The organism is Micromonospora sp. NPDC004704 (assembly GCF_053601675.1).
The window spans coordinates 62,160-85,801 of sequence record NZ_JBSGCD010000019.1; the positions used below are offsets into that span (position 1 = coordinate 62,160).

Below are 23,642 nucleotides of genomic sequence, written 5' to 3' on the forward strand. Positions count from 1 at the left end.
CCGCTGCTCGTCCGCGTCGCCTGAGGTGTCGTTCAGGTCGACGGATAGAGTGCGGTGAGGACAGGCGTACCAGGGGAGGAGCAGGCGGATGGCGGGTCGACTCGCGGTCATCGGGGCCGGACTGATGGGTTCGGGCATCGCACAGGTGGCGGCGCTGGCAGGTTGGCAGGTGACGCTTCGCGACCTGGACGACGCGGCCACCCAACGCGGCCTGGACGGCATCCGTACCTCGCTGGACAGGTTCGCCGCCAAGGGCAGGATCGAGGCCGGTGAGGTGGAGAGCACCCTGGCCCGGATCACCCCGACCACCGACCTGGCGGCGGCGGCCGACGCCGACCTGGTGGTCGAGGCGGTGTTCGAACGGCTGGAACTCAAGCAGGAGGTGTTCCGCGAACTGGACCGGATCTGCCGGCCGGACGCGGTCCTCGCGACCAACACCTCGGCGATCCCGGTCACCCAGATCGCGGCGGTGACAAAGCGGCCGGAGTCGGTCGTCGGCACCCACTTCTTCTCACCGGTGCCGATGATGCAGCTCTGTGAGCTGGTACGCGGCTACAAGACCAGCGACGAGACGCTCGCCACCGCCCGCGCCTTCGCCGAGGAGATCGGCAAGACCTGCGTGGTGGTGAACCGGGACATCGCCGGTTTCGTCACCACCCGCCTGATCACCGCCCTGGTCATGGAGGCGGTCAAGCTCGTCGAGTCCGGCGTCGTCTCCGCCGAGGACCTCGACGTCGCCTGCAAGCTCGGCTTCGGCCACGCCATGGGCCCGCTCGCCACCACCGACCTGACCGGCGCGGACGTGCTCCTGCATGCCACCAAGAACATCTACACCGACACCGGCGACGAGAAGTTCTTCCCGCCAGAGTTGCTCCAGCGCATGGTCACCGCCGGCGACCTGGGTCGGAAAACCGGCAAGGGTTTCTACTCGTACTGATTGATTTTGGGTTGTGGCCTGCCGTGCCCGGCGGAGAGATCAAGCCTGACCGCTCGGAGCCGGGCACGGCAGGCCACAACCCCCCCACCGCAACCACTCACCCGTCGCGGCGAGTGGTCCACCGGAAGGTGCGTAGGCAGAGGATCAGGCCGATGATGCACCAGGCGGCCAGGACGAGGGCGACCTTGCCCAACTCGTACGAGCCGGCGGGCTCCTGGGCGCCGAACGAGGCGGGCAGGAAGACCGAGCGCAGGCCCTGGCACATCCACTTCAGCGGGAAGATCGCCGCCACCTGCTGCATCCACGTCGGCAGGTCGGTGAAGACGAAAAAGACGCCGGAGATGAACTGGAGGATCAGGGCGACCGGGGTGACCGTACTGGGTGCGCTCCGGCCGCTGCGCGCCAGCGAGGAGAAGGCGATGCCGCAGAGGGTGCAGGCGGTGATGCCGAGGGCGGAGACCCAGCCGAAGGTGAACCACTTGGTGGCGGTGTCCGGCAGTTTGAGGTCGAACAGCAGGACCGCGACGGCGAGCAGGAGGACCGTCTCGGCGATGCCGATGACGGCGACCATGATGGTCTTGCCGGCGAAGTAGACCCATTTCGGCATCGGGGTGCCGCGCAGGCGCTTGAGCACGCCCCGGTCGCGTTCGATCGGGATCTGGATGGCCAGGCTCTGGAAGCCGACGGTGAGCAGGCCGGTGGCGATCATGCCGGTGACGAAGTACTGGGTGAACTTGACGCCGCCGCCGATCTCGCCCGAGAAGATCGACGCGAAGATCAGGATCAGGACCACCGGGAAGAGCATGGTGAAGACCACCGACTCGCGGCTGCGCAGGAACTGGCGCAGCTCCAGCCGCCCCTGCCGCAGGCCGAGTTCGATCGGGCCGGTCCGGCGGGGCACCGCTACCGGGGCGGCTTCCGTGGTGGTGCTCATCACTGTCCGATCATCCGCAGGTAGACGTCTTCCAGGGTCGGGCGGGACACGGTGAGGCCGGGCACCTCGCCGCCGTACCGCGCGGCCAACTCGGCGATCAGGGCCGTCGGCGTCGCGCTCTCCGCCTGCTGCGGCGTCCCGTCCGGGGTACGCCAGGAGACGACCGGCAACGCCTGCTGCCGGTTGCCCAGCTCGGCCGGGGTGGAGACCTCCACCAGCTGGCCGGCGGTGATCACGCCCACCCGGTCGGCGAGTGACTCCGCCTCGTCCAGGTAGTGGGTGGTCAGGACGATGGTGGTGCCGGCGGCGGCGAGATCGCGGATCAGCTCCCAGAACTCGCGCCGCGCCTCGGGGTCGAATCCGGTCGTCGGCTCGTCGAGGAAGAGGAGTTCGGGGCGGCCGATGATGCCGAGGGCCACGTCGAGCCGGCGCTTCTGACCGCCGGAGAGGGTGTGCGTACGGGCGCGGGTCTTGTCGGTGAGCCCGACCCGGCCGATCACCTGGCGCGGATCGTCCGGATTCGGATAGAACGCCGCGAAGTGGTCGACCACCTCGCCGACGGTCAGGTCGTCGAACTCGCCGGTGCCCTGGAGCACGATGCCGACCCGGGATCGCCAGTCCCGCCCGGCGGTGTTCGGGTCGACGCCGAGGACGTTGACCTCGCCGCCGTCGCGGCGCCGGTAGCCCTCCAGGATCTCGACCGTCGTCGTCTTGCCGGCACCGTTCGGGCCGAGCAGGGCGAACACCTCGCCGGCCCGGACCGACAGGTCGAGACCGGCGACGGCGACGTGCTCGCCGTACGACTTGCGCAATCCCCGTACGGAGATCGCGAGCTGGTCACTCATGACGAACACTATGCGCGCCGGTGACGAACGGTGGGTAGCTGGGGTCCGGCCATCCGGAGTGGGTCAAGATCCGCTGAGGACCTCGGAGAGGGTCGCCGGGACCAGATTCCGGTCCCGCAGGCCGGCCAGGATGTGCGGAAGCGCCTCGTCGGTCATCGCGGCGTTCGCCTCGGTGACGTGCATGATCACCACCGAGCCGGGACGTACCTTGTCGAGCACCGCCCTGACGATCGGTTGCCAGGCGGTGGCGAACGGGTCCCCGCTGACCACGTCCCCGTCGACCACGGTCAGGCCGAGCGGGGCGAGCGCGGAGAGGGCCGCCGTGTCGTGGCACAGGCCGGGGAAGCGGAAGTAGCGGGTCTGCCGGCCGCCGTACGGCTCGATCACCCGGAACGTCTTCGCCACGTCCTCGGTCATGCTGTTGGCCGGCACCCGGGGCAGGTCGTAGCAGTCCCCGGTGAACGCCAGGTGCCCGTACGTGTGATTGGCCAGCTCGAACCGGGGATTCGCCGCCAGTCGACGGGTCAGGTCGGGGTAGCGCTCGACCCACTTACCGGTCAGGAAGAAGGTGGCCGGCAGTTCTTCCCGTTCCAGCAGGTCGATGATCTTCAGGTTGGCGTACGACTTCACCTTGCCCGTACGCAGGCTGTAGAGCATGGAGTCGGTCATGTCGGCGTCGAAGGTGAGCGCGACCCGGTTGCCCGTACGCGGTCCGTTGTTGACCACCGGTGGCCTGGTCCCCGCCCGCGTCGCGCCGGGGACGGTGCCGCCCGGCGCGCCGGTGCTCGGGTTGGCGCCGGGCTTGGTGGTGGCTCGGGTCGGGGTGCCGGCGGGGCCGATCGCGTGCGTGTCGGGGCCCGGTGCGCCGCCGGTGGACGGCGCGCGGTCCGGGGGCGACAGCGTTCCGGTCAGTCCGACGGCGGCGGTGGCGGTGCCGAGGACGGCCACCGCCACCAGTACGCCCAGCAGTAGCCGGGACCGGGGTCGACTCACCGGGCAGATCATTCCAGAAGTGAGGAATGTTCATGGCCCTATCCGGAGCCCTTCACCCGTTGGTGCTACTCAGACGCGGAAACCGGCAGCTCGGGCGGCGTCCCGTTCCCGTTTGCGCTCCCGTCGGCGGCGCAGCAACCAGGGCACCAGGATCGCGAAGCCGACCAGGAAGACCAGCACCAGCACCGGCAGGACGATTGCCACGAGCGACACGACCACGCTGGTCGCGTCCTCGGCGGTGCTGGCCACGGGGGCACCGAAACCGGCGGTGCTGGCGTTGATCAGCGGCCGGGCCGCCGACTTCACCGCGTGTACGCCGAACGCGATCAGCATGCCGGTCACGATCGGCACCCACTGGTTGGAGGAGAAGAAGCTCCCCGGGTCGGTGACCGTCACGGTTTCCGAGCTGGAGCCGGCGCTGAACGCCAACCCGCCGGCGGTCGGCCGGACCACCGTCTGCACGAGATCGTTGACGTGGTCGACCACCGGCACCTTGTCGGCGACGAACTCGACCGCGAGCAGCACCGCCAGGATCGCCAGCACCCAGCCGTTGGACAGCCACTGCCAACCGCTGGGCAGGTCGATCAGACCGGTGAACCGGGACAACAGTCCCATGAGCAGCAGGGGGATGTACGCGTTCAGGCCGGAAGATGCGGCCAGGCCCGTACCGGTGAGGGCTTCCAGCACGTCGTCAGCATCTCATCGACGCGCCACTTCCGCCCAACGGGCGGTTTGGGGCTTGCGGCGGCGGCTCGTTCCGTTCGGCGGGCCTCGCGCGGCGTGCGCGGCGGGCGGCGGCAGGGCTCTCCGCTACCCTCGTCGGGTGCGGTTGGTGATAGCGCGATGCGCGGTGGACTACGTGGGACGACTCTCGGCGCATCTGCCGCTGGCCACCCGCTTGCTGATGGTCAAGGCGGACGGGTCGGTGTCGATCCACGCCGACGACCGGGCGTACAAGCCGCTCAACTGGATGAGTCCGCCCTGCAAGCTGGAAGAGGCACCCGGCGTGTGGCGGGTGGTGAACAAGGCCGGCGAGGAACTGCGGATCACCCTGGAGGAGGTCTTCCAGGACACCTCGTACGAGCTCGGGGTCGACCCCGGCCTGCGCAAGGACGGGGTGGAGGCGCACCTCCAGGAGTTGCTGGCGGCGAACCCGACCACCCTCGGCGACGGGTTCACGCTGATCCGCCGGGAGTACCCGACCGCGATCGGCCCGGTCGACCTGCTCTGCCGCGACGGGGCATCGGCCACCGTGGCGGTCGAGGTGAAGCGGCGCGGCGACATCGACGGCGTGGAGCAACTGACCCGCTACCTGGAGCTGCTCAACCGCGACCCGCTGCTCGCCCCGGTGCACGGCGTCTTCGCCGCCCAGGAGATTAAGCCGCAGGCCCGGGTGCTCGCAACCGACCGGGGCATCCGGTGCGTGGCCGTCAACTACGACCGCCTGCGCGGCATCGAACGCGACGAGCTGACCCTGTTCTAGCTTCCAGTCGGTGCCGGCCGGCTGGTTCCGGCCGGCCGGTTTCCGCGCCTAGACGAAGTTACGCGGTTTGGGCGTACATCAAAGATGATGTGGAAACATCAAATTCGATGTACGCGTCTTCGGCGGTGCCACGTTCGCGGTTGGGGCCAGAGCGTGTTCGAGACCCGACACCGTACGGTGACCGCCATGAGGCGGGCCGAGGTCTTGCACGATCTGCTGGGCAAGGGTCGGGGCTACGACATGCCGCGAATGGAGACGCTTGCCGCTGAGCTCGGCCTACCCGTGGCCGACGTGCTCGTGGTCGGGGGCAATCCCGTGCCGGGGGACCTGCTGCCGCCGGATCGCGATAGGAAAGTCATGCGCGCGTTCACCTACCGCGTGACATATTGCAACCACCCGCAGCTCGCGGCCCTGCGCGAGTTCCTGCTCGCTCTGCCGGTTGAGGGCGCGGCACCCGAGCCTTGGCCGGCCCGCGACCCGGCGGACCAGGACCCCTTCCCGGCCATCCTGCACGGCCTTATGCGTAACCGCGGCTTCGGGGTATACGAGTTCCCGTTCGTCGGGCTGTCGATCAGCACCATCAGAGGCATGCTGGGCGGGGCTTGGCACCGGTTGTCGCAGTTGCAGGCGGTGGCCGGGCCGCTGGGCTGGAGCACGGAGGATCTCGCCATCCTCGCGGGTGAACCGGTGCAGCCCCTCGACTACGGTCCGATGTTCTGCCACCACGTCGGCGCGGTGTTCCTGGCCGCCGTCCCCTGCACGACCGAGCAGTTGGTGCGTGCCGCCCGCCAGGCAGACCGGCTGAGTGCGCGCGAGGACCACGGCGCCTGGCACCCGGTCTCCCAAGGAATCCACGACTGCCCGGACGCGTAGACGTGTTCGGGTGACGGGTTCAGTCTCGGTGCTGGCAGCAGGGCCAGACCAGAGCCAATGCTTGTGGCCTTAGCGTTCGAAGCCGGTGCGGCGTACCCCGAGGTCTTACGCGTCGATCATGAAGTTAGCGACAGGAAATCGACCGGAACCTGTCGCTAACTTCATGATCAACGCGCCGAGGCGGGTGGGGTGGGGGGTTGGGTGGGTTAGGGGGCGCCGAGGATGGCGATCAGGGATTTGGGGAGGGTGGCTAGGCGTTCGATGCGGATGCGGGAGCGGGGGAAGTAGTGGCGCATCTGTGAGCGGTCTACCAGCTCGGTCCAGAGCACCTGGCGGATCGCGGCCTCGTGGTTCTTGGCCGGGGAGTGGGCCAGCGGCCACTTGCGGGCCATCAGGGTACGGAGGCGGACCGGCAGGAACTGCATGCCCGGGGCGATCCAGTGTGGCTCGATCGGGAAGTACCGGTACGGGGTCTGCACCCAGTGTGCGTTGCTGAGCAGGTGCACCGTCTCGGCGAACCGTACCCGGCGTTCGTGGCCGCCGACGTGTTCCAGCACCGAGTTGGAGAAGACGAGGTCGTAGCGGCGGTCCAGGATGCCGGGAGGAAGTGCGCAGGCGTCGCCGTGGTCGACCTCGGCCCAGGCCGGGATCTCGGACGGCGGCTTCTCCAGGTTGACCACATGTACGTGCTTGGGGCGGACGGTCGCGCGGGCCCAGGTTTCGACGCGGCCGCCGAGGTCGATGACGGACATCTGGGCGAGGTCGGGAAACGTTTCGACCAGCCAGTCCGCTCGTCGGCTACGGCGCCGGGCGGCGAACGAGTCTTCGCTCTCGACCAGGCGCGACCGCAATCCGTGTATGCCCACTCGACGGAATGTAGGGGTCGGTCGGCTTGGGCCGGTATATCCGAAACGCCTATTCGTTGAGCACGATCGGTTCGGTAAGGGTCACCGACCGTACATAATCTTGACGGCTTTTGCGATTTTTGCGACCTGTGCCGGGGTTCGTTCGAAGGTTGTCGACGGCAGCAGGGATGGTCCACGTCGTACGGTGATCGCCTTGGCCCGGCCGAACTCGCGCAGCCCGTCGTCGCCGTGGATCCGCCCGAAACCGGAGTCGCCCACCCCGCCGAAGGGCAGTGTGGACATCCCGACGAAGGTCAACGACGAGTTCACCGCGACCATCCCGGAGCGCAGTCGACCGGCGATCTCGACCGCCCGGCGCTTGCCGAACACCGAGCCGCCGAGCCCGTACGGAACCGCGTTTGCCCTGGTCACGGCAACATCGGCGTTCTCCACCCGGCTGATGGTGAGGGTCGGTCCGAAGGTCTCCTCGCGGACCGCCAGGGCATCCTCCGGCACGTCCACCAGGATGGTCGGCCGGACGTACGGCGGCTGCACCGCGTCGGCACCGCCGAGCACCGCGCGACCGCCTCTGGCCAGGGCATCATCGATGTGGCGACGGATCACGTCGAGCTGTCCGGGCATGGTGATCGGGCCGAGATGTGCCTCGGGATCCGACCCCACGGTGAGCTTTTCCGCCTTCGTCACCACCCTGGCCACGAAGTCGTTATAGACGGCCTCCACCGCATAGACCCGTTCTATCCCGATGCAGGTCTGGCCGGCGTTCGTCAGCGCACCCCAGACCGCCGCGTCGGCCGCCGCGTCCAGGTCGGCGTCGGCGTCCACGATCATCGCGTCCTTGCCGCCCGCCTCCAGCAGGACGGGGGTCAGCGACTCCGCGCACGCGGCCATCACCTTGCGGGCGGTCGCGGTGGAACCGGTGAACGCCACCTTGTTCACCCCGGCCCGGCACAGTGTCGCCCCGACGTCGCCGAGCCCGTGCACCGCCTGGAGTACGGGCTGCTCCGGCACCACCTCGGCGAAGGTGTCGACCAGCCACTGCCCGACCGCCGGGGTGTACTCGCTCGGCTTGAGCACCACGGCATTTCCCGCGGCGAGCGCGTACGCGATCGAACCCATCGGGGTGAGCACCGGATAGTTCCACGGGCCGATCACGCCGATCACCCCGTACGGCTGGTATTCGAGTCGGCCGGAGAACTCGGCGACGATCAGCCGCGAGCGGACCCGCCGCCGGCCGAGCACCCGTTTGGCGTTGCGGGCCGCCCAGTCGACGTGCTCGATGGCCGAGGCGATCTCCACGATCGCGTCCGCGACCGGTTTGCCGCCCTCGGCGTGCACCAGAGCGGCGAGTTCGTCGATCCGGCGGGCGAGCAGCGCCCGCCAGCGCAGCAGCCGTACCCTGCGGCCGGCGAAGCCCAGCCCGGCCCACCAGGTCGCGGCCTCGCGCGCCAGGGAGACCCGCTGGATCAGGTCGTCGGCGCCGGCCACGGGGAAGCGGCCCACCTCCGCGCCGGTGGCCGGGTGGGTGGAAACCAACTCGCCGTGGTCGATCACCGGTACGCCGGGACCAAACGGAGCCGTCATGTCGGAAGTGTAAACCTGAAAATTACTCACGGGTAAGTCTCCGGGCCCCCACCGAACCGGTGAGCCGAATTAACCCGGCGGACGAGGAAGTCCATCCTGGGGGCAATGGAGATGGGAGCCGCTCGATGTCAGGCTGATCCCGTGCGCCAAGGGGGGCGCGGTGGCCGGCACCGTGGGGGATGCCGGCCCGCAGACGTACGGGTGTGGAGAGTCGATGTCGGACGAGCTGAATCTTCTTCCACTGCTGACGGTGGCCAACGGCCCGCTGCGCGGGGCGAGCTTCCGGCTGCGGCCGGGTACCCGTCGGATCGGCCGCGACGAGGGGGTGGACATCGTGATCGACGACCGGAAGGTGAGCCGGCGGCACGCCACGGTGGAACTGGTCGACGGTCGCGCCCTGCTGACCGACTGCGGGTCGACCAACGGCACCTGGCTCAATGACCAGCGGATCTCCCAGGTACGGGAGTTGCGCGACGGCGACCGGGTCCGGATCGGCCACGTCGAGCTGCGGTTCTTCGACCCGGCGGCGGCGCTGACCGACCCGGTGGGCGCGATCCGGTACACCCCGAACTTCCCGCCCCCGGCGCTCCGGGTGGTCGACGAGGCGTCCGCGTCGTCGACCGCCGCCGCGCTCGGCGCCCCGACCCAGATGATGTCGACCGGACCCCGGCCCGCCCGGCTGTTCTGGATCTTCGGCGGGGGTGCCGTACTGGCCGGGTGGGCGGCCTGGGCCCTGCTGATACTCAACTAGCGAAATGTCCGGATCGATGGACTGAGGTGGTGCGGGTGGGGCCGCCATGGCGCTCCCACCGCCTTGTGTGGGAACGCCACACTGCAGGGCTCCCGAAGGAGTGGCACCATCGCGGGGATGGAAACCGAACAGGTGAACATCACCGCCCGGGGCATCACCCAGAACGTGCTCGTCGCCGGGCCGGCGGACGGCAGCCCGGTCCTGCTGATCCACGGCAACTGCTCGTCCGCCGACTTCTGGCAACCGCTGCTGCGCCACCTGCCGCCCACGCTCCGGGTGGTCGCACCCGACCTGCGCGGTTACGGCGCGACCGACACCGCCCCGGTGGACGCCACCCGGGGCCTGCGTGACTTCTCCGACGACGTCGCCGCGTTGCTCGACGCCCCGGGCCTGTTCGGTGCCCCCGGCGCCCGGCCGGTGGTGGCGGCCCACTCGATGGGCGCCGGTGTCGCCATGCAACTCCTGGTCGACCACCCGGACCGGATCCGCGCGCTGCTGCTGGAATCGCCGCTGTCGCCGTACGGGTTCGGCGGCACCCGGGACCTCGACGGCACCCCGACCAGCGCCGACTTTGCCGGCACCGGGGCCGGCACGGCCAACCCCGACTTCGTGGCCAGGATCGCCGCCAAGGACCGGGGCGTGGACGCGCCGACCAGCCCCCGCAACGTCATGCGGACCGCGTACGTGGCCGACCCGGCGACGTTCGGCGACGACGAGGAACTCCTGCTGGACAGCATGCTCAGCACCGCCATCGGCGAGGCGAACTACCCCGGCGACGCGACCACCACCGAGACCTGGCCGGGCGTCGCTCCGGGCCGTCGCGGGGTGCTCAACACCATGGCCCCGAACCACTTCCGGGTCGCCGACGAGCTGGTCGCCGTCGCGGTCAAGCCACCGATCACCTGGGTACGCGGCGACGCCGATGCCATCGTCTCGGACACCTCCCTGTTCGACCTGGCGTACCTCGGTTCCCTCGGCCTCGTCCCCGGCTGGCCCGGCGAGCAGGAGTGCCCGCCGCAGCCGATGGTCGGGCAGACCCGGGCGGTGCTGGAGCGCTACGCGGCGGCCGGTGGGGCGTACCGCGAGATCGTCTACCCCGAGTGCGGCCACTCGCCGCACGTCGAGCGCCCGTCCGAGTTCGCCGCCGCACTGCTGGACCTGATCCTGTGACCGGAGCGGGGGCGCCAGAGGGCACACCGCCGTACGCCCGGCGGACCGTGCCGGTGGACGGCGGGGAGCTGACCGTCGGTGAGTGGGGGCGGGGCGGCGACGGGCCGCTGCTGCTGGCCGTACACGGAATCACCTCGTCCCACCTGGCCTGGTCGGTGGTGGGTGAGCGGCTCGGTGCCGACCACCGGCTGGTCGCGGTCGACCTGCGGGGACGCGGCGGCAGCCGCGACCTGCCCGGCCCGTACGGGATGGCCCGGCACGCGGCCGACCTGGTCCGGGTGATCGAGGCGTACGGCGGCGGCCCGGTCGTGCTGCTCGGCCACTCGATGGGCGGCTTCGTCGCCGTCGAGCTGGCCCGAACCCATCCTGAACTGGTCCGGCGGCTGGTGCTGGTCGACGGCGGCGCGCCGCTGCCGGCCCCGCCCGGCCTGGACGCGGGCGCGGACGAGCAGGCCGTCACGGCGCTGATCTCGGCGACCGTCGGACCCGCGTTCACCCGGCTGACCAGGACCTTCCCGGACCGGGAGACGTACCTGACGATGTGGCGGGAGCACCCGTCCTTCGCCGACTGGACTCCGGCGATGCAGCGGTACGTCGACTACGACCTGGTCGGCACCGCCCCCGAGCTGCGCCCGGCCTGCCGGTTGGAGGCGGCCGTACGGGACGCCCGCGACCAGTACGCCTACCCCGGCGTCGAGCCGTCCGCGCTGCCGGTGCCGGCGGTCTTCCTGCGGGCGCCGCGCGGAATGCTCGACGAGCCGGACAAGCCGCTCTACCCGGCCGGGTACGCCGCGCACTGGCTGCCCGGCACGGTCGAGGAGACGGTGCCGGGGGTGAACCACTACACCATCGCCCTCGGTGACGGCGGCGCCGCGGCGATCGAGGCGGCGGTCCGGACCGGCGGCTGACCCGCAGGGCGACCCGTGGCAGACTCGCCCGCAGAAACTTAGTGGCCGTTCACCCACCGGGCGGCCCGGAAGCGGTGGAGGCGGCTGTGGCACGCGAGATCACCAACGTCGGCGTCATCGGCCTGGGCACCATGGGCGCCGGGATCGTCGAGGTGTTCGCCCGCAACGGGATCGACGTACTGGCGGTGGAGATCTCCGAGGAGGCGCTGGAGCGGGGGCGGACCACCCTGACCGGCTCCACCGACCGCGCCGTGGCCCGGGGCAAGCTCGCCGCCGAGCAGCGCGACGCGCTCCTGGGCCGGGTCACCTTCGCCGTCGGACTCGCCGCGCTGGAGAACGTCGACCTGGTCATCGAGGCGGTGCCCGAGCGGCTCGACCTCAAGCGGCGCCTCTTCGCCGAACTCGACCGGATCTGCCGGCCGGACACCATCCTCGCCACCAACACCTCCTCGCTCAGCGTCACCGAGATCTCCGTCGCCACCACCCGGCCGGCACGGGTCGTCGGGATGCACTTCTTCAACCCGGCCCCGGTGATGAAGCTGGTCGAGGTGATCCGGACGGTGGTCACCGCCCCCGAGGTGGTGGCCGACGTCGAGGCGCTCTGCGCCCGGCTCGGCAAGGTCGACGTGACCATCGGCGACCGGGCCGGCTTCATCGCCAACTCGCTGCTCTTCGGTTACCTGAACCAGGCCGTGGCGATGTTCGAGGCGCGGTACGCGACCCGCGAGGACCTCGACGCGGCGATGCGGCTCGGCTGCGGGCTGCCGATGGGGCCACTGGCCCTGCTGGACCTGATCGGCCTCGACACCGCGTACGAGATCCTGGACACGATGTACCGGCGCGGGGGTCGGGACCGCCGGCACGCACCCGTACCGCTGATCCGGCAGATGGTCACCGCCGGGCTGCTCGGCCGCAAGTCCGGTCGGGGCTTCTACACCTACCAGCGGCCGGGCTCGGCTGCGGTCGTACCCGATGACCTGACGCCGGTGGCGGTCGAGCCGGTGGCCGGCGTCGACGCGCCGGGCACCGTCGGCCTGGTCGGTCCCGGTCCGCTCGCCACCGCGCTGGCCGAGGTGTTCGCCGCGGCCGGCTACCGGGTGGTGGTCGTGTCCGGCGACGACGATCCGGACCTGGTCCGACTGGCCGAGGTGGACCTGGTGGTCGATGCGACCGAGGGCGACCCGGCGGACCGGCGGGCGCTCTTCGTCCGGCTGGACAAGGTCTGCCGGCCCGGGGCGGTGCTCGCCACCACCGCCGCCACCGGCCCGGTGATCGACCTCGCGATGGCGACCGGTCGCCCGGCCGACGTGATCGGGTTGCACTTCCCGCACCCGGCGCCGGACCGCCAACTGGTGGAGATCGTCCGTACCGTCCGGACCTCGGCGGGGACCGTCGCCGCCGGTCGGGCGGTCGCCGTGGCGCTCGGCCGGACCGGTGTGGTCAGCGACGACCGGGCCGGCTTCGTGGTCGACGCGCTGCTGTTCCCGTACCTGAACGACGCGGTGAAGATGCTGGAGGCGTCGTACGCGACCGCCGAGGACATCGACCACGCGATGCGGCTCGGATGCGCGTACCCGGTCGGCCCGTTCGAACTGCTCGACCGGGTGGGGCTGGACGTGGCGCTGGAGATCCAGCGGGGCGTCTATCGGGCGGCACGGGAGCCGGGGCTGGCCCCCGCGCCGCTGCTGGAGCAGATGGTGACCGCCGGTCATCTCGGCCGGGGGACCGGCCGGGGCTTCCGGGAGGGGACCGTCAGCTCTTGACCCGGATCGTCACCCCGGCGACGTCGCTCCTGCCGTCGGCGGTGAGCCGGTAGACGAACCTGTCGGCCTGCGTGTGCTGGCCGTTCGGGGTGTAGAGGACCGTACGACGGCTGGTGATCTGGAGCTTGCCGTACTTCGGTTGGGTCACGATGGTGATCTTCGCGGCGTTGGTGGCGAGATCGTTCGCCAGCACCGGGATGTCGACCTTCTTGGTGCCCTTGGTCGAGGCCACGTCGTCGTCGGCGAGCGGTGCCGCGCCGAAGCCGCCCCGACCGTTGCCGATGAAGTGGGTGACCTCGCCGGTGGAGTCGTCGGTGGTCCGTATGTCCGGGATGCCGTCGCCGTTGGCGTCGAGCACCGCGATGCTCCAGTAGGAGTCGCCCACGGGGTCCCCCTCCAGGTCGACCACCGTGCCGTTGTCGAGCACCACGACCACCCCGGTCTCGTACTCGCAGCCCCCGGCATAGCTGATCACCACGTCGGTCGCGCCGTTGCGGTTGAAGTCGGTCAGCACGTAGTCGGGGTCCCAGCCGCACGGCCACTTCACGGGTCCGGGCACGAGTTGGCCGGAGGCGGTGTTGAGGTAGGTCAGGAAGCCGTCGCCCTGGTCGGTCCACTCGTAGACGTCCTGGCGGCCGTCGCCGTTGAAGTCCGCGAGCCCGATGTAGCTGGGCTGGTAGATCGCGTCGAACCCGGCGACCGGCTGGTAGTTGCGCAGCACCAGCAGGTCGCTGTCCACCCCTGGCGGCCGGCCGTCGAACCAGGCCAGCACCAGTTCCACCGTGCCGTCACCGCCGAGGTCGACGACAACTCCCATGTCCGGGCAGTGGTCGTATTCGTTGTCGGGGTTGTCATAGAGGTGGGTGGTGGCGGTGCCGTACCCGCCCGAACCGTTGCCGAGCGCCACCTGGACACCGCACTGCCCCGGACCGCCACCGGTCAGGACCGCCCGGTCGACGATGCCGTCGCCGTTCAGGTCACCGTAGAGCGGTTCACCCTGATAACCGGCGATCGCCGCCGGTGCCGCACCCACCATGGCCATCGCCGCCGCGACCGCCAGTACCGTGATCCGCTTCCTCCACATGAGGTTGCCTCCGCGCTTCGTGCCGGCCCCGCAGACCGGCTGGTTCCCCGAGATGCCGGTCAGTGACCGGCTGCTCACCGACGATGCCGGTTCGGGGGCCGATTCGGTACGCGTTGACGGTGATCTGTCTTTCAACCTGACCGGCCGGTCAGCCGGGCATCATCCGGTGCGCCGATCGGGACTGGCCGCGTCCGGGCAGACCGGCGACGGGTACGGGGCCAGGCGCCCCGTACCCGAGTTGTACCCGGCCACGGTGGGCCGGACGGCCGACCGTGCCGGATCGATCCGTACCCGGCTCAGTTGGTGATTCTGACCGAGACCGCAGCCTCGGAACTGCGGCCCTGGTCGGTCAGCCGGTAGACGAACCGATCGGTCTTCCCGGTCTTGCTGTTCGGGGTGAAGACCACGGTCCGGTCGCTGGTGACCCGTACCGTGCCGTACCTCGGCGCGGTGACGATCGTGATCTTCGCCTGCCGGCTGGCGGCGTCGTTGGTGAGGACCTGGATGTTCGTCTTCTTCCGGTTGCTCACGCTGACCTTGTCCGCGGCCGCCTTGGGGGTCTTGACGAAACTGCCGTCGCCGTTGCCGACGAAGTACGTGACCTCACCGGTCGCGGTGTCCCTGGTCACCACGTCGGGGATGCGGTCGCCGTTGGTGTTCTGCACCCTGACCGTCCACGAGTGGTCCCCGTACGGGTCGCCCTGCAGATGCCAGGCCACCCCGTCGTCCCGGATCGCCACCACTCCGGTGAAGTAGTCCGCGCAGCCCTCCACGTAGGCGATGACCACGTCCATCGCCCCGTTGCCGTTGAAATCGGCGAGGGCGTACTGCGGGCGGCCGGAGCACCAGGCGATCGGGCCCGGGGTCAGCCCGCCGTCGGGGGTGTTCAGGTAGGTGCTGAACCCGTCGCCCTGGTCGGTCCACTGGTAGACGTCCTGGCGGCCGTCGCCGTTGAAGTCGGCCAGCCCGATGAAGCTGGGCTGGAAAATCGCGTCGAAGCCGGCCGAGGGTTTGAAGTTCTCCAGGATCAGCAGGTCGTGCTCCATCGGGTGGGGACGGCCCCCGAACCAGGCGAGGACGAGTTCGATGCTGTCGTCCCCGCCGAGGTCGACGGCCACCCCCAGGTCGGGGCAGCTTGCCTCCGCTCCGTCCAGGGTCAGGTACGGGTACCGCGTCGGCGGCAGGTACCCGCCGCCGGACTTGGCCAGGCGTACGGAGACCGAACAGTCGAGCAACGGGGCGCGGGTGAGTGACGGGGCGCTCTCCAACATGGCCTGGTCGACCAACCCGTCGCGGTTGAGGTCCCCGACCATGGGTTCACCCTGACCTCCGGCCCAGGCGACGGGTGCCACCCCACCCACGGCGGCAACGGTCGACGCGATGGCCACCACCGCTAAGCGCTTTCCCCACATGAAGATCTCCTCGCCACACGGGTCAACCCCCGCAGAGCCGACCTCTATCCAGGACGTTAGGCGTCAATGGGTATAAGCGGTACTTTCTGACCTTGATCTGACATTCACCTTGTCTAGTGAAAAGGGTGCATAACACCACATACAGCCGGTCCCGCCGGAAGCCCCGTACTCTTGGTCAACGTGAGCCCCCGTCGTAATCGACCCCGCGCCGAGGACCCCGCCCCACTGGACGGCGAGCGAGCCCGGCGCGGCGTCGAGGCAGTGCAGAGCTGGCGTGACGGCGACTGGCAGGTGCGTGCCATCACCGCCGGTGGCGCAGTCAAAACCTACCGTTGCCCCGGCTGCCAGCAGGAGATAGTGCCCGGCACGGCGCACCTGGTGGCATGGCCGGCTGACGGTCGCGGCGACCTCACCGACCGCCGGCACTGGCACAGCGGCTGCTGGCGGGCACGCGAGCGGCGGGCCCCCACCGTCGAACGCTCGCGCAGCGCTCCCAGGTACGGCTGATCCGCGTACCCGATCGGGGATCTTCGTCACGCTCCGCCCGTCCCGGCTGACGTGATCGTCCCGATCGAGCGAGACTTGACCGGTGAGCACAGCGATCCGCGCGTCGTCCATCCTGCCCGCGCGGCGGGAAGAGATCGAACTGCACACCGCCGACGGGCTGCGCCTGGTCGGCGAGCTGGCCCTGCCGGCCGACCGGCCACCGGTGGCCACCCTGGTCTGTCTGCACCCGCTGCCCACCCACGGCGGGATGATGGACAGCCACGTGCTGCGCAAGGCCGCCTGGCGGCTGCCCGCCCTGGCCGACCTGGCCGTGCTCCGGTTCAACACCCGGGGCACCAGCAGCGTGCAGGGCACCAGCGAGGGCACCTTCGACAACGGCGTCGCGGAACGGTACGACGTCGCCGCCGCGATCGAGTACGCGGAGTTCGCCGAACTGCCCGACATCTGGCTCCTCGGCTGGTCCTTCGGCACCGACCTGACCCTCAGATACGGCTGCGACCCGGGGGTGACCGGGGCGATCCTGCTCTCCCCACCGCTGCGTTTCTCCTCCCCTGCGGACCTGACCGTCTGGGCCGAGTCCGGCAAGCCCCTCACCGCCCTGGTCCCCGAGTTCGACGACTACCTCCGCCCGGACGAGGCACGCCGCCGGTTCGGGGTGATCCCGCAGGCCGAGGTGGTGGGGGTCCCCGGTGCCAAGCACCTCTGGGTCGGCGACGCCGAGACCGTACTCGACGAGGTGGTCCGGCGGGTCAACCCGGCCGTACCGGTCCCGCTGCCGTCCACCTGGGACGGTCCGATGACCTCCGGCGACGCCAGCGCGTACGCCGACCGTACGGTGGCGGCCTTCGGTGAGCGGCCGGCGGGACCGCGCCCGACCGATCAGACTCCGGGTGCGGCGGGCTGAGCCGAACCGGGTACGCCAGTGGCGGTCGTCCGGGTCAGTTCGCGCTGGCCCGGGGCTCGACGACCTCCACCGCGGGCAGTTCCGCCCCGGCCGGCCAGCCGGCCAGCCAGGTACGACGCTCGGCCCAGACCTCGCGCCAGTAACCCGCCCGTCCGGTGAGCCGGGCACCGGCCGCGCGTACCGCCACCCCGGTGGCCAGCAGCACCCGTCCGGCCGCCGCCCGCCGCCGTGGCCAGCGCAGCCGCAGGTACGTGGCCTTGCCCCGGAGCAGCATCACCCGCTTGCCGACGCCGGTCGAGGACGCACCGCCGACGTGCACCACCCGGGCACCGGGCACCAGGACCGGGGACGCCCCGAGCAGGGTGGCCCGGTGGCACAGGTCGATGTCCTCGCTGTACATGAAGTAGTCCGGGAGGAAGCCGCCCAGTTCGGCGAAGAGGGAGCGCTGCAACAGCAGCAGGCAACCGGACGCCGCCGGAACCGGTGCGGGCACCGAGCGGTCCAGTCCGGGCAACTCCTCCGGATTGAACAGCCGGGACCGGCGGAACACGGTGGAGAGCCCGGTCGCGAAGCAGACGTAGCCCCAGAGCGAGGGCAGGGCGAACGCCGAGCGCCCGTCGTCGGTGTGGTCTTCGTGCAGCGTACGGCCGGTGTAGACGCGGTGCTCCGGGTGCGCGTGGGCGTACGCGACGAACTCGCCGATGACGTCGCCGACCGGCTCGGTGTCGGGGTTGAGCAGCAGGATCCAGGTGCCCCGGGCACGGGCCGCACCGACGTTCACCGCCCTGCCGAAGCCGACGTTGCGGGCCAGCCGGACCACCCGTGCCTCGGGAAACTCCGCCGTCACCGCGTCCGCCGAACCATCGGTCGACGCGTTGTCGACCACGATCACCTCGTACGACCCGGACGGGCTCGCCGTACGGAGGGTGGCCAACGCACGCAGGATCAGGTCACGGGTCTGGTACGAGACGATGACAACGCTGACCGCCGGGCTCATCGGGAGGTTCCTTCCACCGGGGTGCGACTGGACTCGTCCCGTCCCCAGCCCTGTTGGGTGGCGGTTCGTCGGCCGGCGATCCCGGCCAGGACGGTCAGCGCCGCGTAACAGACCCCGGCCGGCAGCAGCCACGGGCGCGGCAGCACCACGTCGACCAGCCAGGAGGCGCGCCGGGCTCGGCGTACCCGATTGTCGGTGGCCCGCATGGCGGCGTTGCCGGCGCGGACCCGGCCGAGCCGGCGGAGGAGGTCCCGGGTCTGCCGCGGGGTGGCCACCACCGTGGTCACCGCCCCGATCTCCCGCTTCTCGCCCACCTCGAAGAGCGAGTCCAGGAAGAGGTCGTCCGCGACCAGGCCGGGGAACCGGTCGAACCGGGACCGGCCGGCGGCGGAGAGGACGATGGCGCCACGACCGAAGAGCGCGTCCCGGAACGCGGGCAGCCGCGAGTTGATCGCGTAGTAGCCGCGTACCGCCAGCGGGCGGCCGGACACGTCCAGCCGCCGGGCCGGGGCGGCGGCGAGCAGGGTATCGGCGGCGACCGCCGAGGCGAGGGTCCGGGCACCGGCCGCGGTGAGTTCGATGTCCGCGTCGAGGTAGATCCGGGGAAACCGGGTGGCGGCCTCGTCGCCGGCGTTCAGCGCCGCCGACTTGGACGCCTCGACCAGTTCCACGACCTGTACGCCGGGCACCGACCGGGCCGCCTCGGCGGTCGCGTCGGTGCAGCCGTTGGCCACCACGAGCACCTCGAACTCGCCCGGGGCGGCACCGTCGAGCAGCCGGCGCAGGCACCGGGGAAGGACCGCCGCCTCGTTGTGTGCGGCGATCACCACGCTGGTCACCAGGGTGCCCGTCCGGTCAGGGCGAGCCGGATCCGGCGGGTGACCGTACGCCGTCGCCGCCGCCACCCCTGGTATTCCCGCAGGTCGAGCGGGGCGGCCTGGACCACCCGGGCGGAGTGCCGCATCTGCTCGGTCCACTCGGCGACCGTCGTGACCCCGGTTCGCTTCGCCGACAGGGGGCGGCGGGCCATGAAGTCGGCGTCGGTCAGGTAGATGGTGTGCGGGCTGCGCGGATCGTCCATGTGGTCCTCGGGCAGGAACGGGTGGTACCAGCCGTTGACCCAGCCGAGCCGGGCGGCGCGCAGGCACCAGGTGGTGAAGGTGTCCTGCTCGGCCAGCGGACCCACCTGGCGGATCACCTCGCGCTTGAGCAGGTAACCGCTGCCCTGCACCCAGTGGTTGCGCAGCAGCCGGTGCCCGCCCGGGTACTCGGCCAGCTTCGCGGCGACCAGGCTGTCGTCCACGTCCTCGTCCGGGAACCGCCAGGTGCCGATCACCCCGAACTGCGGTACGTCGTCGTGCGCCCGGCGGAGGGTCGAGATCCAGGTCGGGTCGGGCAGGCAGTCGTCGTCCACCTTGCTCAGGTAGTCGCCGGTCGCCTCCCGCCAGAGCCAGTTGGTCGGCTCACGCAGCCCCGCGTTGACCTCGCTGTGGTGGAACCGGTGCACCCTCGGGTGGTGGCGGAACTCCTCGACCGCGTCGAGGGTCGCCCGGTCGGTGCCGTTGTGCCAGAGCCAGACCCGGGCGTCCGGTGGGCAGGTGCCGAGCAGGTGCGGCAGCGAGAGCCGGACGTACTCCGGCCGGTCGTACGTGATCATGAGAATGTCGATACCGGTCACGCGTACACCTCGGTGGTTCGCTCGGTCATGACGCCCCGCTGGAGTTGATGCGTTCGGCCCTGGTCAACCGCCACAGCGCCCCGGCGAGGCCGAGCAGCAGATGCACCGTGATGAAGTAGGTCGTGAAGTAGAGGGCGTCGAAGGTGAAGGCGGAGACCGCCGCCACGCCGATTGTCACCGCCAGGACGGCGGCCAGGTCCCGGTCCCGCTCGCTGGCGGCGAACCGGCGTACCCGGCCGGCGACCACGATCCCGACCAGGAAGAACATCGCCAACCCGGCGACCCCGACGATGCCGGTGCTGACCAGGGTGACCAGCCACTGGTTGTCGAGCAACTGGTACAGCTCGGGTAACCAGGTGCCGACGCCCCGGCCGAACCACGGCCGTTCCTTGATGTACGGCGCGACGAACGCGTAGTCCTCCAGCCGGCCCTGCACGCTCGGGTCGTTCTCACCGGCGAACAGCAGTGCGCGCAGGGTGGCGAGCAGCCCCGGCTTGCCGACCTGGATCAGCGCCGCGAGGAAGAACCCGATCACCAGTACGTTGAACGTGGTGCGCAGCGGCCAGACCAGGATGAAGAGCAGGATCGCGGCGCCGAGGGCGAGCACCCCGGTACGGGACAGCGAGATCGGGATGACCGCCGCCTGGATCATGGCCAGGGTGCCGTAGATCTGCCGCCCGCGCCGGTTGTCGGAGAAGCGGGCGTAGTGGATCGCGACCACCAGCCCGATCACCATCAGCACGCTGAACTCGATGTAATGCCCGGCCGTACCGGCGACCCGGACCAGCCCGCCGCCACCGCGGGCGTCGAAGCCGATCAGGTCCTTCTGGAAGGTCAGCAGCGGTGGCAGCTTGAGGTAGGTGGTGAAGTCCACCCGGAGGATGAACTGGGCCAGGGCGAACAGCGCCATCACCGTCGCCCCCCAGGCCAGCGCCCGGAGCACGTGGTCGATCCGTTCCCGGGTGAGGACCCCGTCGGCCGCCGCGAGCATCACACCCGCCCCGGCCAACGCCATCAGGATCGTCCGGTCCGCGCTGTTCGCCTCCAGCACCGACATGCCCCGCGCCTCGCCGGCGATGTACGACACACCCATCGTGGCCAGATAGAACGCGAGAGCCCAGCGCATCGGCTGCTGGCCCCGGGTGACCAGGGTGGGATGCAGCCGGGTCAGGCCCCACCAGACGATCAGGAAGAACCCGATGATGACGCCCGGCCGACCGAGCGTGGTCAGCGGCGGGAAGATCAGCCGGGCGGGCAGCAGGTAGGCGAGCAGGACGGAGGCGATCAGTACGGCGGTCGCGTCCGGGAAGTGGCGTACGCCCGGAGTGACGCCGTCGTACACCGTGGCGGATCGTCGCGAGGAAAGGTACGTGGGCACGTCATCCGCTCCGTCGGTACGTCATCGGGGCGTGGTTATTTGCCCGTGTCGTCGGCGGGACGGCGGACCGCTGTGAGCAGGATCGTGTCGTCGGACTGCGGTGCGCGGACGAAGTCCGCCGAGATGTGCGGGGCGCCGCTGGACCGGTCACCGGTGCCGGAGGTCGGCGCCGGGACGCCGAGGTTGCCCACCACCTGCGTGGCGTCGCTGGAGTCCATGCTGCCCTTCGGCCCGGGGATCGGCCGTCGGGCGCCGCCGACCGTCGCCTGCCCGGCGTTCCAGGCCATCGACGGGCGCGTCCCGTGCCGGTCGGCCAGCCGGGCGCGTTCCCGGCGGCGGACGATCGCGTCGTAGCCGACGGCCGCCGCGGCGGCGAGCAGGAGGCCGATCGCGATCACCACGATCTGGGCGCGGAGCACGTTGGACCGGGACTGGACGATGTTCAGGCCCGGGTCGAGCACCTGGGTGGTGATCTGCTCGCCGGCCTTGGGCTTGTACTCGGCCTGCTTGCCGGCGACCTCGTCGCCGACCAGCTTGGTCACCGCGGTGACCGTGGCCAGCGCCTCGCCGTGGCTGGCGGCGGTCACGTCGATGGTCAGGATGGGACTGCGGTTGACCAGCCCGACCTCGTACTCGCTGTTGCCGCCGGCCGCCTCGACCTTGGCCCGGGCCTCGTGCGCGGAGATCGAGATCTGGACCGCCTGGGCCATCGCGTTCTCGCCGACCCGCAGCCACGGGTTACCCGGCTGGGGGCTGGCGTTCGGGGCGGGCGCGGCGGGGCTGGTCGTCGGTGGGACGAGCAGGACCGCGGCCGAGGTCTTGTACTCGGGTTGGATCACGACGCTGAGGGTGAATGCAGCCGCGAGGGTCAGGACCACGACCGGTGTCGTGACATACCATCGCCGAAACATGAGTTTCAGCAGGTCGAGAAGGTCCATCGATCGACCCCTTTGGGTGCGCGAACGGATGCGGCAGAGAAATGGCGAGGTTGGTCCGGACTCACGGGACCGCCTCTTTCGTACCATGTTGGGGCCCGGTCTGGCGTGCGGCATCCGTCCCGATTTTGGGTGAAACCGAGTTGTAACTCCGCGGATTGCGCCGAAGCAGCTGATCCCAGAGTCGGATGTACGCCTTCGCCTGATGGTCCCAGGCTAGCTGCTCGGTGAACCGACGCCGGGCAACCACGCTCATTGCGGCGCGGGCCGAGTCGTCGCCGAGTAGCTGGTCAAGGGCCTTGGCGAGCTCGTCGGGGGAGCCCGTGGGCACGTAGGTGGCGGCGTCCTCGGCGGTACGCCGCGTCTCCAGCAGGTCCACCGCGACCACCGGAAGTCCGCGGGCGACGTATTCCACGGTTTTCGCCATCGTCGACAATTCAGCCATTCGGGTGGGTGGGTCCGGCTGAATGGCGATGGAAGCCGACCGCAGTAGGGCGTCGACCTCGTCGGCCTCCAGCCATCCGGTGAACCGGACCACATCGGAGATACCGCGTTGGCTGACCAGTTGGCGCAGTTCCGGCAGGCTGTCGCCGTCGCCGGCCACCACCATCCGCCAGTCCTCGGTGCCGCGCAGTCCGACCAGTCGCTCCGCGGCCAGCACCGCCGCGTCGACGTGATCCTGCGGGTTGATGACGCCGAGGTAGACGATGGTGTGCCGGTCCCGTGCACCGATCGCCGGCTCCGTGACGGCCGGTCCGACCTCGGCCAGGGTGGGTCCATTGCGGACCACCACCACCCGCTCCGGATCGCATCCGCCCCGGCTGATCGCGAGTTCGCGGTACGACTCGTTGGTCGAGACCACGGCCGAGGCGCAGCGCCAGGAGAGCTTCTCGAACAGTCGCAGGACCCGCAGTACGGCCGGCCGGTGCGAGCCCGGCTTGCACTCGTACAACTCGGGGCTCAGGTCGTGGTGGTCGAAGACGAACGGCCGGCCGAGGGCCCGCATCAGGAGGGCGACCGGCCAGAACACGTCCGGCGGGTTGCACGCCTGTACGGCGTCGACCCGCTCGCGCAGCATGATCCCGAGCAGTCGGGTGGTGACCGCGATCAGGGCCCAGGCGAACTCCGCGGCGAAGGAGAGCACCCCGGAACCGGCAAGCGGCTGGGGGAAGGACCGGATCGCGGTGCTCGCGGATCCGGGTAAATGGGTCAACCGCCCCGGGCCGCGTGGGCAGATCACGGTGACCCGGTAACCGGCGGCTTCCAGCGCCAGGCACTCCCGGATCACTCGGCGGTCCCGTTCCACGGGCAGGTTGACCACCACGATGACGACATGTGGACGTGGGCTGGCCATCCCCGACTCCGATCCGCGCAGCTCGGACGACGTTTCCGATGGACGGTCGCGGCGTACGGACGCCGCGACCGGGTGGCCCCCGAGGCACCGGGAGACTGTTCTACCGAAAGATTTCCCTACCGACGCAGGATGGGCAAGCAGCGGCGATTCGCGAGTGATGTCGACTTAATTACAAGGCGGAGGCCGATCGGCCGATTGCTCTTTCATGCGTTCATCCGGACTTCATCAGTACGTACGGGTTACGTCGGCACTGGCAATCACCTGCCGTTTCCCGGCCGGCCTGCTGAAA

At 70.4% G+C, this 23,642-nt stretch carries 24 protein-coding genes; 10 read left to right on the forward strand and 14 right to left on the reverse strand.

Features of this window, described 5'->3' with window-relative positions; genetic code table 11:
- Positions 1-88 precede the first annotated feature (88 nt).
- Complete coding sequence (locus ACWEFB_RS23995; RefSeq protein WP_452288800.1) at positions 89-937, forward strand: 3-hydroxyacyl-CoA dehydrogenase family protein; 849 nt, start codon at positions 89-91, stop codon at positions 935-937.
- 97 nt (positions 938-1,034) lie between these two features.
- Here the strand turns inward: ACWEFB_RS23995 and ACWEFB_RS24000 are convergent, their stop codons facing one another.
- From ACWEFB_RS24000 to ACWEFB_RS24015, 4 genes are all read right to left on the reverse strand, one after another.
- Complete coding sequence (locus ACWEFB_RS24000) at positions 1,035-1,871, reverse strand: ABC transporter permease (RefSeq protein WP_452288802.1); 837 nt, start codon at positions 1,869-1,871, stop codon at positions 1,035-1,037.
- Positions 1,871-2,716 carry an ABC transporter ATP-binding protein gene (locus tag ACWEFB_RS24005; RefSeq protein ID WP_452288804.1) on the reverse strand — a complete coding sequence of 282 codons (846 nt, stop codon included), beginning with the start codon at positions 2,714-2,716 and terminating at the stop codon, positions 1,871-1,873. Before ACWEFB_RS24005 ends, ACWEFB_RS24000 begins: the two co-directional genes overlap by 1 nt.
- Positions 2,717-2,779: 63 nt before the next feature.
- Entirely contained in the window at positions 2,780-3,709 is a 930-nt protein-coding gene (locus ACWEFB_RS24010) for a polysaccharide deacetylase family protein (RefSeq protein WP_452288806.1), read from the reverse strand.
- A 69-nt stretch (positions 3,710-3,778) separates the two neighbouring features.
- Positions 3,779-4,396: a DUF4126 domain-containing protein gene (locus ACWEFB_RS24015; protein WP_452288808.1), complete on the reverse strand. Its 618-nt coding sequence runs from the start codon at positions 4,394-4,396 to the stop codon at positions 3,779-3,781.
- Positions 4,397-4,532: 136 nt separating this feature from the next.
- Here ACWEFB_RS24015 and nucS point away from each other — a divergent pair, with 136 nt between their 5' ends.
- Both nucS and ACWEFB_RS24025 read left to right on the forward strand, forming a co-directional pair.
- Positions 4,533-5,192, forward strand: coding sequence for an endonuclease NucS (gene nucS, locus ACWEFB_RS24020; RefSeq protein WP_326562868.1), 660 nt, complete (start codon positions 4,533-4,535; stop codon positions 5,190-5,192).
- 186 nt (positions 5,193-5,378) lie between these two features.
- Entirely contained in the window at positions 5,379-6,065 is a 687-nt protein-coding gene (locus tag ACWEFB_RS24025; protein WP_452288810.1) for a hypothetical protein, read from the forward strand.
- Between the two features lie 206 nt (positions 6,066-6,271).
- Here ACWEFB_RS24025 and ACWEFB_RS24030 read toward each other — a convergent pair whose 3' ends face one another.
- Both ACWEFB_RS24030 and ACWEFB_RS24035 read right to left on the reverse strand, forming a co-directional pair.
- Positions 6,272-6,931: a class I SAM-dependent methyltransferase gene (locus ACWEFB_RS24030; protein WP_452288812.1), complete on the reverse strand. Its 660-nt coding sequence runs from the start codon at positions 6,929-6,931 to the stop codon at positions 6,272-6,274.
- An 81-nt stretch (positions 6,932-7,012) separates the two neighbouring features.
- A complete protein-coding gene (locus tag ACWEFB_RS24035; protein WP_452288814.1) occupies positions 7,013-8,512 on the reverse strand; it encodes an aldehyde dehydrogenase family protein in 1,500 nt (499 codons plus the stop codon).
- A gap of 214 nt (positions 8,513-8,726) precedes the next feature.
- Here ACWEFB_RS24035 and ACWEFB_RS24040 point away from each other — a divergent pair, with 214 nt between their 5' ends.
- The 4 genes from ACWEFB_RS24040 to ACWEFB_RS24055 all read left to right on the forward strand — a co-directional run bounded on the left by ACWEFB_RS24040 (position 8,727) and on the right by ACWEFB_RS24055 (position 13,104).
- Entirely contained in the window at positions 8,727-9,263 is a 537-nt protein-coding gene (locus ACWEFB_RS24040) for an FHA domain-containing protein (RefSeq protein WP_452288816.1), read from the forward strand.
- Positions 9,264-9,380: 117 nt separating this feature from the next.
- Positions 9,381-10,433: an alpha/beta fold hydrolase gene (locus ACWEFB_RS24045; protein WP_452288818.1), complete on the forward strand. Its 1,053-nt coding sequence runs from the start codon at positions 9,381-9,383 to the stop codon at positions 10,431-10,433.
- On the forward strand, positions 10,430-11,341 hold the full coding sequence (locus tag ACWEFB_RS24050; RefSeq protein WP_452288820.1) for an alpha/beta hydrolase: 912 nt from the start codon (positions 10,430-10,432) through the stop codon (positions 11,339-11,341). The genes ACWEFB_RS24045 and ACWEFB_RS24050 overlap by 4 nt, the downstream gene beginning before the upstream one ends.
- Before the next feature lie 86 nt (positions 11,342-11,427).
- A complete protein-coding gene (locus ACWEFB_RS24055) occupies positions 11,428-13,104 on the forward strand; it encodes a 3-hydroxyacyl-CoA dehydrogenase family protein (RefSeq protein ID WP_452288822.1) in 1,677 nt (558 codons plus the stop codon).
- Here ACWEFB_RS24055 and ACWEFB_RS24060 read toward each other — a convergent pair.
- Complete coding sequence (locus tag ACWEFB_RS24060) at positions 13,094-14,188, reverse strand: Ig-like domain-containing protein (protein WP_452288824.1); 1,095 nt, start codon at positions 14,186-14,188, stop codon at positions 13,094-13,096. The genes ACWEFB_RS24055 and ACWEFB_RS24060 overlap by 11 nt on opposite strands.
- Here ACWEFB_RS24060 and ACWEFB_RS24065 point away from each other — a divergent pair.
- On the forward strand, positions 14,187-14,495 hold the full coding sequence (locus tag ACWEFB_RS24065) for a hypothetical protein (RefSeq protein WP_452288826.1): 309 nt from the start codon (positions 14,187-14,189) through the stop codon (positions 14,493-14,495). The genes ACWEFB_RS24060 and ACWEFB_RS24065 overlap by 2 nt on opposite strands.
- Here ACWEFB_RS24065 and ACWEFB_RS24070 read toward each other — a convergent pair.
- Complete coding sequence (locus ACWEFB_RS24070) at positions 14,485-15,600, reverse strand: FG-GAP-like repeat-containing protein (RefSeq protein WP_452288828.1); 1,116 nt, start codon at positions 15,598-15,600, stop codon at positions 14,485-14,487. The two genes, ACWEFB_RS24065 and ACWEFB_RS24070, sit on opposite strands and share 11 nt — an antisense overlap.
- 180 nt (positions 15,601-15,780) lie before the next feature.
- On the opposite strand from ACWEFB_RS24070, the gene ACWEFB_RS24075 reads away from it, so the two are divergent.
- Both ACWEFB_RS24075 and ACWEFB_RS24080 read left to right on the forward strand, forming a co-directional pair.
- Positions 15,781-16,107: a hypothetical protein gene (locus tag ACWEFB_RS24075; RefSeq protein ID WP_452288830.1), complete on the forward strand. Its 327-nt coding sequence runs from the start codon at positions 15,781-15,783 to the stop codon at positions 16,105-16,107.
- A gap of 82 nt (positions 16,108-16,189) precedes the next feature.
- Positions 16,190-17,011 carry an alpha/beta hydrolase gene (locus tag ACWEFB_RS24080; RefSeq protein WP_452288832.1) on the forward strand — a complete coding sequence of 274 codons (822 nt, stop codon included), beginning with the start codon at positions 16,190-16,192 and terminating at the stop codon, positions 17,009-17,011.
- A 34-nt stretch (positions 17,012-17,045) separates the two neighbouring features.
- Here the strand turns inward: ACWEFB_RS24080 and ACWEFB_RS24085 are convergent, their stop codons facing one another.
- The 6 genes from ACWEFB_RS24085 to ACWEFB_RS24110 are packed head-to-tail and all read right to left on the reverse strand — an operon-like array spanning position 17,046 to position 23,353.
- Positions 17,046-18,008: a glycosyltransferase family 2 protein gene (locus ACWEFB_RS24085; protein WP_452288834.1), complete on the reverse strand. Its 963-nt coding sequence runs from the start codon at positions 18,006-18,008 to the stop codon at positions 17,046-17,048.
- On the reverse strand, positions 18,005-18,847 hold the full coding sequence (locus tag ACWEFB_RS24090) for a glycosyltransferase family 2 protein (protein ID WP_452288836.1): 843 nt from the start codon (positions 18,845-18,847) through the stop codon (positions 18,005-18,007). The genes ACWEFB_RS24085 and ACWEFB_RS24090 overlap by 4 nt, the downstream gene beginning before the upstream one ends.
- Positions 18,844-19,686, reverse strand: a complete 843-nt coding sequence (locus tag ACWEFB_RS24095; RefSeq protein ID WP_452288838.1) for a glycosyltransferase family 2 protein — start codon at positions 19,684-19,686, stop codon at positions 18,844-18,846. Before ACWEFB_RS24095 ends, ACWEFB_RS24090 begins: the two co-directional genes overlap by 4 nt.
- A 25-nt stretch (positions 19,687-19,711) precedes the next feature.
- Positions 19,712-21,064, reverse strand: coding sequence for an O-antigen ligase family protein (locus ACWEFB_RS24100; RefSeq protein WP_452288840.1), 1,353 nt, complete (start codon positions 21,062-21,064; stop codon positions 19,712-19,714).
- Between the two features lie 35 nt (positions 21,065-21,099).
- The gene (locus ACWEFB_RS24105) at positions 21,100-22,116 is read right to left on the reverse strand and encodes a Wzz/FepE/Etk N-terminal domain-containing protein (protein ID WP_452288842.1); all 1,017 of its coding nucleotides are present in this window, start codon (positions 22,114-22,116) and stop codon (positions 21,100-21,102) included.
- Positions 22,064-23,353 (reverse strand): glycosyltransferase family 4 protein, encoded by a 1,290-nt coding sequence (locus ACWEFB_RS24110; RefSeq protein WP_452288844.1) that lies wholly within the window; start codon positions 23,351-23,353, stop codon positions 22,064-22,066. Before ACWEFB_RS24110 ends, ACWEFB_RS24105 begins: the two co-directional genes overlap by 53 nt.
- Positions 23,354-23,642: the final 289 nt, after the last annotated feature.